Annotated in this window: 14 protein-coding genes; 12 read left to right on the top strand and 2 right to left on the bottom strand. The window is 32.7% G+C overall.

What is annotated here, in order from left to right:
* Positions 1–4 precede the first annotated feature (4 nt).
* From NNL09_RS20580 to NNL09_RS20535, 10 genes are all read left to right on the top strand, one after another.
* Positions 5–1,231 (top strand): serine hydrolase, encoded by a 1,227-nt coding sequence (locus tag NNL09_RS20580; protein ID WP_196910080.1) that lies wholly within the window; start codon positions 5–7, stop codon positions 1,229–1,231.
* Positions 1,232–1,254: 23 nt separating this feature from the next.
* A complete protein-coding gene (locus NNL09_RS20575; protein WP_254514266.1) occupies positions 1,255–2,130 on the top strand; it encodes a hypothetical protein in 876 nt (291 codons plus the stop codon).
* 103 nt (positions 2,131–2,233) lie between these two features.
* A complete protein-coding gene (locus NNL09_RS20570) occupies positions 2,234–3,130 on the top strand; it encodes a hypothetical protein (RefSeq protein WP_196910082.1) in 897 nt (298 codons plus the stop codon).
* A gap of 94 nt (positions 3,131–3,224) precedes the next feature.
* Positions 3,225–4,139: a kelch repeat-containing protein gene (locus NNL09_RS20565; RefSeq protein ID WP_196910083.1), complete on the top strand. Its 915-nt coding sequence runs from the start codon at positions 3,225–3,227 to the stop codon at positions 4,137–4,139.
* A gap of 49 nt (positions 4,140–4,188) precedes the next feature.
* Positions 4,189–4,431 carry a hypothetical protein gene (locus NNL09_RS20560; protein WP_196910084.1) on the top strand — a complete coding sequence of 81 codons (243 nt, stop codon included), beginning with the start codon at positions 4,189–4,191 and terminating at the stop codon, positions 4,429–4,431.
* Positions 4,432–5,118: 687 nt separating this feature from the next.
* Positions 5,119–5,802 (top strand): sensor histidine kinase, encoded by a 684-nt coding sequence (locus NNL09_RS20555; protein WP_231389107.1) that lies wholly within the window; start codon positions 5,119–5,121, stop codon positions 5,800–5,802.
* Positions 5,783–6,538: a LytTR family DNA-binding domain-containing protein gene (locus NNL09_RS20550; RefSeq protein WP_025665720.1), complete on the top strand. Its 756-nt coding sequence runs from the start codon at positions 5,783–5,785 to the stop codon at positions 6,536–6,538. Before NNL09_RS20555 ends, NNL09_RS20550 begins: the two co-directional genes overlap by 20 nt.
* A 107-nt stretch (positions 6,539–6,645) precedes the next feature.
* Positions 6,646–7,932: a M20 family metallopeptidase gene (locus tag NNL09_RS20545; protein WP_196910086.1), complete on the top strand. Its 1,287-nt coding sequence runs from the start codon at positions 6,646–6,648 to the stop codon at positions 7,930–7,932.
* A 69-nt stretch (positions 7,933–8,001) separates the two neighbouring features.
* Entirely contained in the window at positions 8,002–9,654 is a 1,653-nt protein-coding gene (locus NNL09_RS20540) for a tetratricopeptide repeat protein (RefSeq protein WP_196910087.1), read from the top strand.
* A gap of 385 nt (positions 9,655–10,039) precedes the next feature.
* On the top strand, positions 10,040–11,215 hold the full coding sequence (locus tag NNL09_RS20535) for a BspA family leucine-rich repeat surface protein (protein ID WP_196910088.1): 1,176 nt from the start codon (positions 10,040–10,042) through the stop codon (positions 11,213–11,215).
* 138 nt (positions 11,216–11,353) lie between these two features.
* Here NNL09_RS20535 and NNL09_RS20530 read toward each other — a convergent pair whose 3' ends face one another.
* Both NNL09_RS20530 and NNL09_RS20525 read right to left on the bottom strand, forming a co-directional pair.
* Complete coding sequence (locus NNL09_RS20530) at positions 11,354–12,271, bottom strand: LamG-like jellyroll fold domain-containing protein (protein ID WP_196910089.1); 918 nt, start codon at positions 12,269–12,271, stop codon at positions 11,354–11,356.
* 133 nt (positions 12,272–12,404) lie between these two features.
* Entirely contained in the window at positions 12,405–13,541 is a 1,137-nt protein-coding gene (locus NNL09_RS20525; RefSeq protein ID WP_196910090.1) for an AraC family transcriptional regulator, read from the bottom strand.
* Positions 13,542–13,828: 287 nt separating this feature from the next.
* On the opposite strand from NNL09_RS20525, the gene NNL09_RS20520 reads away from it, so the two are divergent.
* Together NNL09_RS20520 and NNL09_RS20515 are read left to right on the top strand one after the other, a co-directional pair.
* Positions 13,829–14,875, top strand: a complete 1,047-nt coding sequence (locus NNL09_RS20520; protein WP_196910091.1) for a PD40 domain-containing protein — start codon at positions 13,829–13,831, stop codon at positions 14,873–14,875.
* Between the two features lie 74 nt (positions 14,876–14,949).
* Entirely contained in the window at positions 14,950–16,599 is a 1,650-nt protein-coding gene (locus NNL09_RS20515; protein WP_196910092.1) for a serine hydrolase, read from the top strand.
* Positions 16,600–16,915: the final 316 nt, after the last annotated feature.

The following is a 16,915-nucleotide window of genomic DNA, read 5'->3' as shown; positions in this document are numbered from 1 at the left end:
AAAAATGAAAACTAATAATTTGAAACAAGTAAAAGCTATAAAAACAACAACAGGATTACTACTTTTAATTCTTCTTGTACTAACACATAGTAGCTTTGCTCAACAAAGTGATAGTCAAACACCAGAAGCTACAGCTGCCGAAACCACGCTCTCATTCAGGGATATTCCTGATCTCAAAAAAGCATTTATCGATGCAGCTCCAGCTGATAGAAGAGACGGTATCCTCGTGGGCGAATTAGGTATCGATGGTGGCAATAAAGCAATGGTTCTTAAGTTGGCGCAGGAGATAGCTGACAACAAATATGGTAACTTCGACAGCTTTCTTATTGCCTATAAAGGTAAACTCCTCTTTGAATCCTATTATTCACGTGGTCGTATCAATCTACCACACCCACAAGCATCAGCGACTAAAGCCTACACCAGTTTGGCACTCGGTCGTGCTATCCAATTGGGATATCTGTCCATGGCCGATTTAGACAAACCATTGGTTGGCTTTCTAAAAGACCTGGACCCAACAAAGTTTGTTGAGGGTGCAGAAAAAATCACGCTGCACATGGCATTGACTATGCGTTCCGGTATCCGCATCAGTAAAGAACAGAGAGAAGAATTAGAGAAAACCCCTGCTCTGTTAAAAGGCCAGGGGCAAGTTCAGGCTTACCTCGAGCATAGTGCGCCTATTACTGCAGAGTCTCAGAGTTTTAAATATCAATTCGATCCAATATTGGTGATGCAAGTCATTGACGCCGTTGTACCAGGAACTGCTAAAGATTTTATCAAAAATGAACTTCTCGATAAAATGGGCATAACGAATTATGACTGGGAAACTGATGTTAGCGGCCTGCCAAGCTCAGGAAGTCGCTCGAGCATGACATCGCGCGATATGGTCAAATGGGGCACTCTGGTCATCAACAAGGGTAAATGGAATGGTGAACAGTTGGTTCCAGAAACTTTTATTGCGAGATCTACCAGTAAAATTGTCAATCAAAGTGATGAGTATGATGACACTGCTAATGGTGTTTCAGGCACAGCTTATGGTTATTTTTGGTGGCAGGCCGATTTTTCCGCAGGCGATAAAAGCTACCTCAGTAAATCGGCTAGGGGCGGCAGCGGACAAAATATCTATGTAATCGAAGCGCTTGATCTTGTTGTTGTGACCACTACTCATCGTCCTGTTGATAGCTCAGTATCACTGACATCCGCAAGAGTTCTGCCAGCTTTTATTAAAAAATAGCAAACATGATAAAAATCTAAACAATGAGAAATTACAACTCTATACTTTTAATGTTTGTATTTACTCTATTTTTAAATGCTTGTAATACCAAAAATCAGAAAGCAAAAGATAATGATACACACCCCCCTGTAAAAGATTCCTATCTTGGGCAAAAGCCACCTGGATTAACACCTGAAGTTTTTGCTCCTGGAATTGTTTCGACAGAGCATCGTGACCTTAGTGCTTTCTTCACACCCGACATGAAAGAGTTCTATTTTACTAGGAAAGATGTCAAAAGTAAAAAATGGTCGTTAATTGTTTTTAAATTCGAAAATAACCGATGGCGCGAGTTTGTGGTGGGCCCCAGAGTAGGTCGGCCCATCGTCGCTCCGAATGGTAAGATCATGCACTTGGGTAGCAAATATATGGAGCGTACCGAGACTGGTTGGTCAGAGGTAAAAAGTCTTGGTCCCATGTTTGACAGGGAAGACTGGGGTATTATGCGCTTGTCGGCATCCACCAAAGGCACCTATGTTTTTGATGATTATAAAAATAACGATGTAATCCGTATGTCAACAATTAAGGGTGGTAAGCGTCAAAAACCCAAACTTCTCGGTAAGGAGATTAACACAGGTAAATGGACTGCCCATCCCTTCATTGCGCCAGATGAGTCCTATTTAATCTGGGATAGTGAAAAAGACAATGGATATGGTGATTCTGACCTGTATATCAGTTTTCGACAGCAAGACGGTTCATGGGGTGCTGCCATTAATATGGGAGATAAAATTAATACTAGTTCTTGGGAATCTGGAGGATACGTAACTCCGGACGGAAAATATTTTTTCTTTAATAAAGCAGACTCAGATGGGGACATATTCTGGGTAGATGCTCAGGTTATTGAAAATCTTAGACCTAAATAGGGCGGAACGTATAGAAAAGGCCTAGTAGACCTTTTTAGTGAACGAGTCAGCTGGCGGGTTGAAATTATAAATAACGAACACAAAGAAAGAAAATATGAAAACAATGAAATCATTAATATTAACATTAGTTATATCGCTTCATACTGCCTTTGCTCAAGGTAATAAGGAAAACGCTTCTAGCTTTCCAGTATTTGAAAATCGTTATTTTGGACAAAAGCCACCAGGTTTAATTCCTGAACTTTTTGCTCCTGATATTCTTTCTCCAGAGGGAAGTTTTGAAGGGGGGAGGTTTTCACAAGATATGAAGGAATTCTATTTCACTAGGAAAAATGGGAAATATGAAAAACGCACATTTTTTGTTATTCGGTATGAAAATAATAGTTGGGGTCAGGAATCTGAGACCGATATAAAATGGCCAAGATTCTCTGAGGATGGCAATACGATGTACGTTGGTAAAGAGTATAGAAAACGGACAGACACTGGTTGGTCAGAGCCCAAAAGTACAGGCGAATTTTTAAAAGACCAAGCACATGGTTGGTCTATTTCATCCAATGGAACTTATTATTATGCTGTTTATAAAAAAGAAGACATGAACATAAATGGCTCTCTTTATTATTGTCCATTTGTAGACGGCAAGTATGAAAATCCAGTAAGAATGAATGCTGATATTAATACAGGGGAATACATAGCTCATCCCTTTATTGCACCAGACGAATCTTATTTAATTTGGGATGTTAGACGAGAAGATGGATATGGGCAAGCAGATCTCTATATCAGTTTTAAACAAAAAGATAAAGAAAACTCTTGGTCACCTCCAATGAATATGGGGCAAGCGATTAATAGTGAAATGCAAGAAAGCTCACCCATGGTGACACAAGATGAGAAATACTTATTTTTTACTAGAGGAGAATGGATAGAAAAGGAAGATGGAAGAACTTATTATGTGGGTAAAAAACATTGGGTATCTACTCAGGTTATTGAGAATCTCAGACCCAAATAGGGCGGAACGTATAGAAAAAGCCTAGTTGACCTTTTTAGTGAATGAGCCAGCTGGCGAGTTGAAATTATAAATTGCGAACACAAATAAGTAAACAATGAAAAAAAGAAGGATTATTTTATTTCTACTAATAGTATTCATTTTTTCAGGAGTATTTGCTCAAAAAATAGAATGGAAGGAAAAGGCAAAGCTTCCACAACCTATGAGGGGAGCAGCAGTAAGCTGCAATAATAATATCTATTTTATGGAGGCACATTCTAAAGTTTCAGGAGTTTATGAATATAATGTCGTTGAAGATACATGGAAGAAAACAACAAATATGATTACTCGGGGGTGGAATGTAAGTTTAGTAGAAATAAATGGATTAATTTATGTTATTGGAGGAGCAGGAGGAGCAAGAGGACCACTAGACAGACTAGAAGCTTATAATGCTTTAAGCAACAAATGGAATGTATTGACACCAATGCCAACTGGAAGACAACACAACACTTCATGTGTAGTTAATGATAAAATCTATGTTATGGGTGGAATAACTAAGTCTAGCACGACAAATAAAGTCGTGAAAACTGATAAAAATGAAGTTTATAATCCAAAATCAAATTCATGGCAAACCTTATCCCCTCTACCTATGCCTTGTGAAAGTTCAATAATTTCTGCTGTCGGGAACAATATTTATGTGCTTTGTGGCGATGTTTTATGGAAATATGATACACTTTCTGATACATGGGAAACGAAAAAGAATTGTCCTGTTTGGATTTCTATTTTGCTTGGTAGTGCGGTAATAAATGATAAAATTATTTTTCCTGGTGGGCAAAACAAAGACGAAAAAGCCGTTTCAAGTGTATATATTTATAATACAACAAACGATACATGGATTAAATCAACCAATTTACCCAAACCAATACAGATAGGAGGTATTGCTACACTCAATGGTAAGATTTATATGATTGGAGGGAATGATACTGATTTTAACAAATATGATACTGTATATGAAGGAACATTGGTTGAATGATAGTACATGAAATATCTAGGCCTTAGCAAACATGATAAAAATCTAAACAATGAGAAATTACAACTCTATACTTTTAATACTTGTATTTGTTTTATTTTTAAATGCTTGTAATACCAAAAATCAGAAAGCAAAAGACAATGATACACAACCCCTTGTAGAAGATCCCTATTTTGGTTATAAAACACCTGGTTTAACACCTCAAATTTTTGTTCTCAATTCCCTCTCCAAAGATGACTGGCAGCTTGGTGGTGGGTTTGCCGAAGACACGGGTGAGGTTTATTTTGTCAACTAATGTGGTATGGCATTATATCTAAAAGTATAACAATTCAGAAACATATTACGACATTTCAAAATATTATGATTTCATTTTTTTGTCAATCCTAAGATATTTGAACTACAAATAAAAGTCCATTTTTTTGGTTTGTACAGGATACAAATAATTCCGTTATTCGTATGATGCCTCTAATAATGGAAAACTAGAAGCAGGAATCAGGTTATTACTGTAATTGCTTTTGGATTTGTATTCTATCAAGTTAAACAAGGTATACTGCTAATACACTTATAGTTCATGGTACTATTTAATAAAAAAAAACGCATACAATATCTAGGATTCAATGATATTTGGTTTTCTGTAATAGGTATTCTTATTATAAGTCTTGTAGCAAACTATTTATTCAATAACCCATCAGAAAGAGCATCAATAGAATTAGTACTCATAGGTTGGTTTGCTTCATTAATTCCTACAATCTGTGATTGGTGTATCATAAGGTTTATTTTGATTCATTTACGGAAAAGATATCCTGACTTTAAAGATGATTTAAAACGTATTATCTTCCTTCTTTTTGCAATTATTTGTGTGATATTGTTTGTTGACTTTACAATGGGTTTTTTGCTTGCACAATTGTTTACCTTTTTGGGATTCTATTCTACCCATATGGTAATATTGAAAGTTCTTTTACCTGTTTTTATAATCATTATTATGACAATGGCGATATATGAGGCAATTTATTATTATGTTAGGCTTAAAAAATCAATTAGAGATGAAGAGCAGACCAAACAAATAATGATACAAGCACAGTTAGATACTCTAAGAAATCAAGCACAACCTCATTTTTTATTTAATAGTTTAAACACCTTACGTGATATTATTGATCAAGATGCTAAAGAAGATGCGAAGGGGTTTGTTGATAATCTGTCTGATGTATATCGATTTATACTAGAATCAGGAAATACCAACTTAATTTCATTACAAAAAGAATTAAAATTTGCAAAAGCTTATATTCATATTCAATCAGAAAGATTTGGAGATAACCTAAAGGTAAATTGGCGTATTCCGGAAAGCAAACAAATGGCTATGATTGTCCCTATGAGTTTGCAGCTTTTACTAGAAAATGCTATAAAACACAATATCGTTTCTAGGGCGAAACCTTTGATTATTACTATAGAAATTAAAGAGGATTATTTAGTGGTAAGTAATAAAATACAAACGAAGTCAACCCAAATACCATCCACAAAAATTGGATTAAAGAATATTGAAAAACGGTATCAACTTATATCAAGTAAAGCACCTATTATCAATAATAACGGGGAGCATTTTACAGTTTCTCTTCCATTATTAAAAGCATCAAATCAAAATACAACTCATGAAAATACTAATTGTTGAAGATGAACCCCGGGCTGCAAGTCAGTTACAAAACTTGTTAAAGAAAAGCACTCTTGATTTTCAATTATTAGATATTATTGATACCGTTGAAGATGCTGTCGTATGGTTTCAAAAGAACACTACTCCTGAACTAGTATTTATGGATATTCAACTAGCAGATGGATTGAGTTTTGAGATATTTCAAAAAGTAGAAGTTACTGCACCTATTATTTTCACTACGGCTTTTGACCAATACGCTATTCAAGCATTTAAAGTAAATAGTATTGACTATTTACTAAAGCCCATTCAACAAAAAGACTTAGATGCTGCATTACACAAATTTTCAAAATCTAAAAGCCTATCTAATCCAATAGAACCCAATATCTTAAAAGAACTCTTGAGCAGTATTCAAACCCCACAAAAACGCTCAGGAATATTGGTAAAAGAGGGGAGTGGCTTTGTACAAATAAGGGTATCAGAGCTATTGTATATATATTCGCAGGATAGTATTACTTTTGGTATCACCCATAACAAACGCTACATCATAGATGAAACTATGGACCAATTATTTGATTCCTTAGATGACACTAAATTTTACAGAATTAACAGAGGTCAGATTATCTCCAAAATTTCAATTCAGAAAATAGAACCATATTTTAATCACAGAGTAAAGTTATCTGTTTCTAATCCAAGAGATCAGGAGTTTATTGTAAGTAGACAAAAAACTAGTGATTTTAAAGATTGGATGAACAAATAATACTGCTGTGACGTTTCAAATATCAAATACGATACTTCAACAAAAAGCACTATTTCTAATGACATAATAAGACAATATTTGTGATATATAACAAACAAAATTATATCATGAAAACACAACTTATAGTCATACTTCTTTTAGTAACTACCGGAATACTTTCTGCACAATCAGATACAAATACGAGTTCCTACCAACAAATAGTAAAACAAACTGATGACATCTATAATAGCTTGGTTAAAATTAGAAGGGGTTTACATAGGAACCCCGAAATTTCGAAACAAGAAAAAAGAACTTCTCAAATTGTAGCAGAATACTTAAAAAATTTAGGATTAGAAGTTAAAACGAATGTTGGAGGACATGGAGTAGTAGGAATCCTACAAGGTGATAAAAAAGGAAGAAAAATAGCTTGGAGAGCCGATATGGATGCTATAAAAACAGACGAAGCAGATGTTGTAGATTTTAAATCTAAAAATAAAGGCATACGGCATATTTGTGGTCATGATGTGCATACCACAATTGGTTTGGGAATTGCTAATGTTCTATCGCAACAAAAAGAAAACTTAGAAGGTACTATTTATTTCATTTTTCAGCCTGCCGAAGAAACCTTTACGGGTGCAAAAGATATGATTAAAGATGGCCTTTTCGACATTATTAAACCAGATGAAATTTATGGATTACATATTGGCCCTGGTCCATCGGGAGAGATTAATGTTAAGGCTAATGAGTTATTTGCTTATCAAAAATCACTTAAGATAAAATTCAAGCCTAGCACCAATGAAAAAGAGTTAGAAAACTTCATGAATACTATATTAAAAGGTTTTGTTCGTAATATAGAACAGAATGGCTCAATCTGGGATATCATAAATAAGATTTCAGATTCTGAAATAGGGTTGACAAACAAAGAAACAATTTTTAAAGATTACTTCATTTTACAGGGTGCAGGACTTAATACAGATAAGGGTGTTACTTTTTATAATGCTAGTTTTCTTGAAACTGACGTAAAAAAAGTGAATAGCATACCTCTTGAAATAAAAAAGCAAATCCTTAATTCTAAATTTAAAGATGCTTTTATTTCTATTGAATATTCAAAAGACTACTCGGGAACTCCTATAAATGATCCTAAACTCACAAAAATTGCATCACAAACAATTTCTGGTTTCTATAACAAAGAAATGTTTAAACCACTGTACGGCCAAGCTCCTTATTTTGGTGAAGATTTTTTATTCTATCAGCAAAAAGTACCAGGAGTATTCTTTTTCTTAGGAGGATCTAATATTGAAAAAGGTATAAATTCTATGCCCCATACACCAAATTTTGCTGTAGACGAAACCACCATAAAATATGGCGTACAATCATTTGCTACTTTAATTTTAGAAAGAACGAACAGTAAATAAGCACTTTTAATTCATCAATCAATATATAATCAAAATCCCTGAAATACATTCAGGTTAAAAAATAATATTATGAAAAAAATACTAATTATACTCAACCTATTTCTATTTGCTCAACTATGGTCTCAAGAGAGGTTAACCAAAGTACAATGGCAAGAAGATCTTCGTTTTATTCAAAACACCATACATAACGATTATTCACATCTTTTTGTAAAAACAACTAAGGAGATTTTTGATACCGAAGTAGAAACACTATGCCATGACATTCCTAATTTACAAGAACACGAAATTATAGTTGGGATTTCTCGACTTGTGTCTTTATTCAAATATGGGCATACCTATATTAGTTTTCATCAAAAGCCTTTTGAATTTTCACAATTGCCTTTCAATTTATATGAATTTAATGATGGAATATATATTCAGGGAACACACAAGAACTACCCAGAAGCAGTTGGAGCAAAGGTCATAGCGATAGAAGGGAAGCCAATTTCAGAGGTTCTAAAAGCAATTGAACCGACAGTAGAAGTAGAAAATTCGCAATATTTTAAAGCCTACGGAATTAATAACATACGATATCCTGAAATTTTACATGCCCAAAAAATAACAAAGACCCTTCAAAATGAGGTAGCACTTACGTTAGAAAAAAATGGCAACGTATTTACCCAATCCTTTAGTGCATTGGCTAAAGGAGAGACAGTACCCACACACCGTGGTTATGTACATCAAGATGAAAATTGGTTGGATGCAAGAGACCAATCAACAACACCTTTATATTTACAACAGCTAGATAAGGTTTACTTTTCAGAATACTTAGCCAAAGAAAGGACAATGTATGTTAGACATAGTAGAATAGCAGATGAAGCCGAAGAAAGTACTAAGGATTTTTATGCTCGTGTTTTTAATCAAATAGAAACTAACGATACCGAAAAGTTAGTTATTGATTTACGTTTAAATGGCGGTGGAAATAACTATTTAAATAAAGATGTTATAAAAGGTCTTATTAAAGCCGAAAAGATAAATAAAATAGGAAAGCTATTTGTTATTATAGGAAAACGAACCTTTTCTGCTTGTCAAAATCTCGTTAATGAAATAGACAATTATACTAATGTTATTTTTGTAGGGGAACCCACAGCAGAAAATGTTAATTTTTGGGGGGATAACCGCCCTGTAACACTACCAAATAGTGCTATTAATATTTCTTTATCGTATTTATGGTGGCAAGATAAGCCAGCCTTAGAAAATGCAGATTGGATAGCCCCTAGTATTCCAGTTACTATGAGTTTTGATGAGTATGCAAGCAATCAAGATCCTGTATTAGAAGCAGCATTAACTTTTAATGTACAGGATTTTAAACCTAAGCCAATGGATTATGTCGTAAGCTTGTATTTATCTGGACAAACACAAAAACTGGCAGAAGAACTTCCTAAAATGATCCAGGACCCACTTTATGCGTTTTGTGATTTTGAGATGGAGTTAATTAAATTAGGAAACATTTTATTGCAAAGTGGCCGTGTACCTCAAATTCAGGCTTCTACTCAAGTATTTTCTATGGTTTTACAACTATTCCCAAATTCTGCAAATGCTTATAAATATCTAGGAGAATCATACATCGCACTGCAAGACCCTACTAAAGCAAGAGAAGCACTCAAAAAAGCCATTTCTTTAGATTCTGATGGTGATATAGGTAAAGTTGCCAAAGAAGCACTTTTGAAAATAGCAAATTAGTCAAAATTAAATAAAGGTTTGATCAGATTGGTTGGAAATCATGTGTAAAAATTAAAATGCCAGTTATGGCATTTTAATTTTTATAAAACACAGGAATGAATGCATAGTCAGGTCAATCGAAAACCTCAGTCCATAAATTCAAAATAGGGTTTTGTTAATTTGTCATTACACCTTAACGTTTAAAATTATAGATTAGTCACTTCATAACATTTAACATCATCTAACCTTAAAGGTTCTTTAATCGAGCTATTTGATTAAACGGTAGAAAAGTATATAGGGAAAATTCTTAGCTAAAAAGGTGATGATTCTGTAAAAATAAAAATTAGCTTTTTCTAGAAGGTTGAAAGTGGAAATTATTTAAAAAATAAAAAAACTTGTTATTGATATGAAAAATCTAGCAAAATTTCTTGTACTGTTTTTTGTGCTTACTGCACTCTTAAATTGTAGTAACGATGATGATCTGAAGATAGCTCAAAATAATATTCCCGTTATAAATAACCAAAGCTTTACTGTTGCTGAAAATATAGCTGATAATATACCAATAGGTTCGATTGAAGCCATTGACCCAGATGGTGATACACTAGTGTTTAGTATTAGCGTTAATGATGATCATCTTTTTGAAATTAGTGATGAGGGAATACTAAGTCTTGATGATTTGAAAGTTTTAGATTATGAAACTTCTCAATACCATACCATTACTGTAGTGGTTACCGATGGTAAAACTACAGCCGAGGCTATAGTAACCATAAATCTAACCGATGTAGACGATACTTCTTTTGTAACTACTTGGCAAACCACTAGTAGTAATGAAATGGTAACCATATCTACACGGTCAACGGAGTTCACCTATGATTACACAATAGATTGGGGTGATGGCACAACTCAAACCGGGAGAACCTCTGATGCTACCCATACTTACTCTAATGCCGGTATCCATACTGTGAGCATCAGTGGTACCTTTCCAGCAATAGTTCTTTCTAATAACAGCACTTCTCAAGGCCAGTTACGTGCGGTGGAGCAGTGGGGTACTATACAATGGTTAACAATGCATAGTGCTTTTGCAGGGGTAAATACCTTGATTATAAATGCTGTTGATGCTCCAGATCTTTCTCTAGTAACAGATATGTCTAATATGTTTTTTACTGTCAATACCCTTCTTAATGGAAATTTTAATATCTGGGACACCAGTAATGTAACTCAGATGGATTCTATGTTTGGAAACTCTTCATTTAACCAAGACATAAGTAATTGGGATGTGAAAAATGTAACCGATATGCGTTCTATGTTTAGAGGAACTCCGTTTAATCAAAACATTGATAGTTGGGATGTAAGCAATGTGGTAAATATGTTCTCTATGTTCAGAAATTCCTCATTTAATCGAGATATTAGTAGTTGGAACGTGAGTAGTGCGACCAATATGGGTTCTATGTTTAGAGATACACTATTTAATCAAGATATTGGAAGTTGGAATGTAAGCAATGCGATATTCTGTCATAATTTTGCCTCTAATGCACCACTTACTGCTGTCAATACACCCAATTTTATGAATTGTACACCTTAGGCATATCTGGAAATAAATTAGCAGGTATTCTAAAATTATTCTTTACTAAAATCTAAAAACCCGTTTTATTTCAATTTCTTTGTATATTAAGTTTAACTCTCAATTTATCTAAGGGTTTTCTGGATATTATTACGTGTATCATTTCTTTATTTCTAAAATAGTGTGTACACCATTTTCTAACTCATACAATGTTATGATTTCTTTATCTGTTAAATTTCTATTGAAAATGGATAGCTCATCCATAAGTCCGATATATCCTAATCCTAAATAAATATTAGATTTAGACAAATCCCAGGTAAAAGGCGTATCAATATTCTTACGAGTACCCTTTAACTTACCATTTATATACAGAGATGCCTGTCCGTTATTAGTATTTAGATTAGAAAAATTAATCAAAATATGTGTCCATTGATCACTCCCAAAAGGTGGATTTTTTACTCCGGTTAGACGCTTATTAAAAATGGGGTTCTCGTTATCAGGTCCTTCAGGATTTGGATTCCATACATTTCGATCTCCAATAACACCTAATCGAAAATCACGAGGGTTTTCTTTGGTGAAATCAACCCAAATTGCAGCATCATTGTAACTTACATCTGTAATTTGAATAGGATCACAATAGCCGGGTTTTAAATCTGTAGCAGGATCTAAACTTAACCAAAATGAAATTGCGCCACTCCAATTTTCTTTAGTATAGGCTATGTTTTTTTCACTAGGATAATAAATATTTCCTTTGCTACGCTCTGTAAAGACCAATCCATAACCATATTTTCCTTTCCCTTCTTGTCTGCTAATATCAGGTTTGTGTAATCCAACCTTTGCAGAATCTATCGCTTTTCTATTTGGTACCGTAAACATACGTGTATCGCCTAATGAAAAATCTGCATCAACTCCTTTATCAAAAGAAGCATAAAAGGTTAGTGCTTCTTTTAAATTAGCCTTACTGTGATTTGTAACAGTTGTTTCTTTAGATTTTTTTTCCTGTTTACAAGAATATATAGTAACAACAGAGATTGTAATAACAAATACGAATATTCTTCTTATTGATGTAATAGACATAACCTAAAGTAATATGGATGGAACAAATCAAAAATACTAATTAAAACTTAGCTAGTGTATATTTCTCTCAATAAATACTGTAGGGCAGAGGCGGGAGGCAAAATGTATATAAATTGTGAGATGATACAATTTATTAATACTCTTTAAGTTTTTGCGAATTCTCAACCTTTCTAATATATTCTGTAGGAGTAAAATTTGTTATTTCTTTGAATGCCTTATAAAAAGTAGATTTAGAATTAAACCCAACATCAAATGCTATAGATACTACTGTAAATTCTTTATGGTCATTTTCTTTGATTCTTTGTAAAAAATCTTCAACTCTATATTCATTAACCAGTTCATAAAAAGTTTTTTTGTAGATATTATTGAGAACCCATGACAATTTATTAGTTGTAGTATTAATTTCATTAGCTAAAATTGACAAACTTAATTCTGTTCGTCTATATCCTTTTTTTTCTTTAAAAAAAATATCAACTATGTTTTGAATCCTACTTATTTCATTTTCTTCTAGTATATTCTTTCTTTTAGATTCATTTTCATTATTAGATGAAAATCTAATTTTAAATACTTCAGGATGTTTTAAATTATAAAAACCTACTATATAAATCTGTATACCAAAGATTAAACATGATATATCCCATATCATTCTAATATCAATTGGTAATTTAACAATAAAGCGTTCAACAATGCCTAACAACCAAAAAATCATATAAACCAGCAAACCAATGAGCATAACCTCTATATATTTTATAATGGTTTGATTAAAGGATAATTCTTGCCTTTCATTCCTCTTATAGTAATTTAGTAGTCTATTAGATTTGAATAAATAAGCCGAGATAAAAACGAAAAATATGATGTCGTTACAAAACAATAAAGTGTTAAAATAACTGCTTACATCCTTTATTGAATCATAAATATAAACATGAAAAAAACAGTATGCTAAATACAATAGTGCTGGCAAATAGTGATAGTATGCTAACTGATAATTTCCGTTTTTATAAAAAAGTAACCGCCTAATATACGTGTAAACTAAAGGCCCAATAAAAAGATAAAAAATATTAATGATATTACCATATAGCCTCAAAAATTCTCTTTCAAATTGATGCCCCATAGCTCTTTCGAATAAAAAAAGGCTATAAATAGCTAATAAGTACTGTATAGCCCTATTTGCTCCTGTATGCTTTTTAGGGATATACTGAATGGCAAAAATCAAAAAAATACACTGACCAATAATCAATACCAGAAAAAGCTCATATAGCGATATACTCATCCACTCAAAATTTTAATATTGTTGTGTTTTAGTCTAACATAAAAATGAGTTTGATATTTTTTATCATTTCATTTAGTTAGAATTTGATCTTTATTTATGTATAGATTAACAAAATAGTCTGATACTATAGTTTAGGACATCTAATAACGACAATAGTTACATCTGATGACAAAAAAAAGTTTTCTTTACAAAAAAATTAAAGTGAAAAATAACAATGTTAATTTCATTTTATTAAGTGAGAGTTGCTTTCTATTAGTTTGATGATTGTAAAATTTTAAAAAATACCGATGAAATATAAACTCATTATCGTAATTTCTTTTTTGTGCGTTCTCGACAGTAATGCTCAACTTAATTTTTCTAAAACAAATAAAAGTAATATAGCTATAGACAAAGAGTATATTAAATCGGAAAAAGATAAGATTTTTGACTACTTACAACACAAACTTCCTGTAAAAAATCCCGATAAGAGAAAAGATCAAACAACAACAAATTGTTTAAGCCAGGTAAATGAAAAACTCAAATATCTAAAACAAAAACCACCATCAACCACTCCTCAAATTTTTGCACCCGATATTATTTCTAAAGAGGATGAATACGAGTTTGGATCAGTCTTTAATAGTGATGCTACTGAATTCTTTTATGGAGTTGCGACCAATGGAAAAGAAGAAATTCGATATTCTAAACTTGTAGGAGACAATTGGAGCAAACCCAAAATAATTTTGGCACATGAAAAATATGGTTATAATGACCCTTTTCTTTCACCTGACGAGAATAGATTGTATTTTATATCTAAAAGAGCTTTAGATGGTTTAGGGGATCCAAAAGATTATGATATCTGGTATGTTGAAAGATTTGCTAACGGATGGTCGGAACCTATAAATGCTGGACCAAAAATCAACTCAAATAATGATGAATATTACATTTCATTTACCTACAATGGTACTATGTATTTTTCATCAAACAAAGTTGGGTCTAACTTCGACATCTATGCTTCAAAATATGAAAAAGGAGAATTTCAAAAGCCAGTTTCATTAAGTGATTCAATCAACACTCTAGGCTACGAAGCAGATGTTTTTATTGCCCCAGATGAGTCTTATATTATTTTTTGCGGCACAAGACAAGATGGTCTTGGTAGAGGCGATTTGTACATTAGCTTTAAGAACACGGACGGAACATGGTCTAAATCTGTCAATATGGGTGAACGCATAAACACTAAAAATCATGAACTTTGTCCGTTTGTAAGTAAAGACGGAAAATACTTTTTTTATACAAGTAACCAAGATATTTATTGGGTAGACGCAAAAATATTAGAACGCTATAAGAGATTAAAATAAATGTCATAAGTGTTAATTCTATACAATTATAAAATGTTTTAAAACGACATTTTTCATCAAATCAAATTCCAATTATGAAATCAAATCATTTTTTAGTACTTATTGTATGTATATTAATATCATGCAAGAATAATAGTCAGTCAAAATCAGATAATACGAATTCAACCGAAATAGAAAATTTATATTTTTCAACAGTAGATTTTACAAAAGCTAAAATTTCCTCAGAAGAATATTCAAAAAACTTCAATTTACATAACGACAACTACCTTAGTATTGTTTTCAACTTAGATAAACCATTGATACAAAGTCTTCAAGAATTAGCCCCATCCTTATCTGAAGATGAATTATTAAGCAAAGGAAATTTTCAATTTTCATATTTAGTAGATGGAAAATTAATTTATGCAGAAAACTTAAACACTGGAGCAGGGCCAAAAACACGTAAAACAGAAAAACTTAGACAAGTAATACCACTAGTAACACCAGAACAAATTAATTTCTGGGGCTGGTTTATGTGGCAACGATTTATGAAAATTAATGGTGGGCTAGATGCGTTTACCGAAGGAAATCACACGTTAAGCATAGAAATAAAGCCGTATTTAAGGGATGGTACATTAAAAGTTGGTCCTCTTTTGGCAAAAGGAAATATCGTTGTAGAAGTGCCTAAAATACATATAGATGAAAATTTAGTTCCTGTTCAGAAAATACAGCCTAATAGTGGTTGGGAAATTTCTAAAGATAATTTTGACAACAATAAAATTGAAGCTCTAAATAGAAAAATAGCAGAAAGTAGGTTTGAAGATATTAACGGAATTGTAGTGATAAAAAATGGTAAACTCTTAATAGAGGAATATTTTAATGGAACAACAAGAGATAGTTTACACAACCCTATGTCGGTAGGAAAATCATTTGCCTCTACAATAATGGGAATAGCAATTGAAGAAAAATTTATAAAAAATGAAAATGTTTTATTAAAAGATTTTTATGATTTAAAATCCTATAAAAATTATAGTCCAAAAAAAGATTCTGTAACTCTAAAATCACTATTAACCATGAGTTCTGGATTTCTTGGCAATGATAATGACGAAGACAGTCCAGGGACTGAATTTAAAATGCAATCTACTGATAACTGGGTGAAATTTACTTTAGATTTACCTATGCATAAAAATAAAGTAATAGGTAAGGATTATAATTACTTTACTGCTGGTTCTGGTTTGCTAGGGGATATCATTGATAAATCAGTTCCAAACGGACTGGTTTCCTTTGCTGATAAAAAATTATTTGCCCCCTTAGGTATTACCAATTATAAGTGGTTTTATACCCCTCAACATATTGCATATACAGGTGGAGGAATACAACTACGCGCTATTGATTTTGCAAAATATGGACAACTTTATAAAAACAAAGGCAAATGGAATGGCAAACAAATCCTCACTGAAGAATGGGTAGAGAAAAGCTTAACCAAACAAGTATCCAGAGCTTATGCAGATGCAGGAGAAGAAGGATATTATGGGTACCTTTTTTTTAATAATATATATAAAGTAGATGGGGAAAACTACGAAGTTTTTTTTTCCGCAGGCAACGGGGGTAATAAGATCTTTGTTTTTAAAGACATTCCTTTTGTTGTGGTTATCACTGCCTCAGCATATGGTAAACCAGGTAATCAAATCAATGTTAATAAAATGATGACTGATTATATATTACCTGCAATACTAGAAAAGCAATAAAACCAATGGCTTTGACATAATATCTATCCATATAATATGCTGGCGCTTAGTTAACCACAATACGTAGCATTTGCCAACGCATCATCTCGCCAACAATATTTAGAAAGTCCACCGGACTTTCTAGATATTGTTATGTGTACTATAATGTACTTGCGTTATGTAACTTTGCTTTGGTAAATAGTTTTTACCAGTACCTAATCTTCTTTATTTTTTTCCTTTCCCAAAAAGTTTCTTTTAAAAATGTAATGGAATACTCTTTGCCCGAAGCGACGATATGAGCGAAGTGGGAATATATATGGAATGGGATTTGATTTAT

The sequence above is a fragment of the Aquimarina sp. EL_43 genome (assembly GCF_943422735.1).
GTDB lineage: Bacteria > Bacteroidota > Bacteroidia > Flavobacteriales > Flavobacteriaceae > Aquimarina > Aquimarina megaterium.
The sequence above is the reverse complement of the archived record's forward strand: the minus strand, read 5'-3'. Positions and strand labels throughout refer to the sequence as shown.

What these genes read in the sequence shown, in the direction of transcription:
- NNL09_RS20540 (WP_196910087.1), top strand. Translation starts at nt 8,002, where the DNA reads ATGAAAAAAATACTAATTATACTCAACCTATTTCTATTTGCTCAACTA.
- NNL09_RS20575 (WP_254514266.1), top strand. Translation starts at nt 1,255, where the DNA reads ATGAGAAATTACAACTCTATACTTTTAATGTTTGTATTTACTCTATTT.
- NNL09_RS20530 (WP_196910089.1), bottom strand. Translation starts at nt 12,271, where the DNA reads ATGTCTATTACATCAATAAGAAGAATATTCGTATTTGTTATTACAATC.
- NNL09_RS20550 (WP_025665720.1), top strand. Translation starts at nt 5,783, where the DNA reads ATGAAAATACTAATTGTTGAAGATGAACCCCGGGCTGCAAGTCAGTTA.
- NNL09_RS20560 (WP_196910084.1), top strand. Translation starts at nt 4,189, where the DNA reads ATGAGAAATTACAACTCTATACTTTTAATACTTGTATTTGTTTTATTT.
- NNL09_RS20545 (WP_196910086.1), top strand. Translation starts at nt 6,646, where the DNA reads ATGAAAACACAACTTATAGTCATACTTCTTTTAGTAACTACCGGAATA.
- NNL09_RS20535 (WP_196910088.1), top strand. Translation starts at nt 10,040, where the DNA reads ATGAAAAATCTAGCAAAATTTCTTGTACTGTTTTTTGTGCTTACTGCA.
- NNL09_RS20515 (WP_196910092.1), top strand. Translation starts at nt 14,950, where the DNA reads ATGAAATCAAATCATTTTTTAGTACTTATTGTATGTATATTAATATCA.
- NNL09_RS20580 (WP_196910080.1), top strand. Translation starts at nt 5, where the DNA reads ATGAAAACTAATAATTTGAAACAAGTAAAAGCTATAAAAACAACAACA.
- NNL09_RS20520 (WP_196910091.1), top strand. Translation starts at nt 13,829, where the DNA reads ATGAAATATAAACTCATTATCGTAATTTCTTTTTTGTGCGTTCTCGAC.
- NNL09_RS20565 (WP_196910083.1), top strand. Translation starts at nt 3,225, where the DNA reads ATGAAAAAAAGAAGGATTATTTTATTTCTACTAATAGTATTCATTTTT.
- NNL09_RS20570 (WP_196910082.1), top strand. Translation starts at nt 2,234, where the DNA reads ATGAAATCATTAATATTAACATTAGTTATATCGCTTCATACTGCCTTT.
- NNL09_RS20555 (WP_231389107.1), top strand. Translation starts at nt 5,119, where the DNA reads ATGACAATGGCGATATATGAGGCAATTTATTATTATGTTAGGCTTAAA.
- NNL09_RS20525 (WP_196910090.1), bottom strand. Translation starts at nt 13,541, where the DNA reads ATGAGTATATCGCTATATGAGCTTTTTCTGGTATTGATTATTGGTCAG.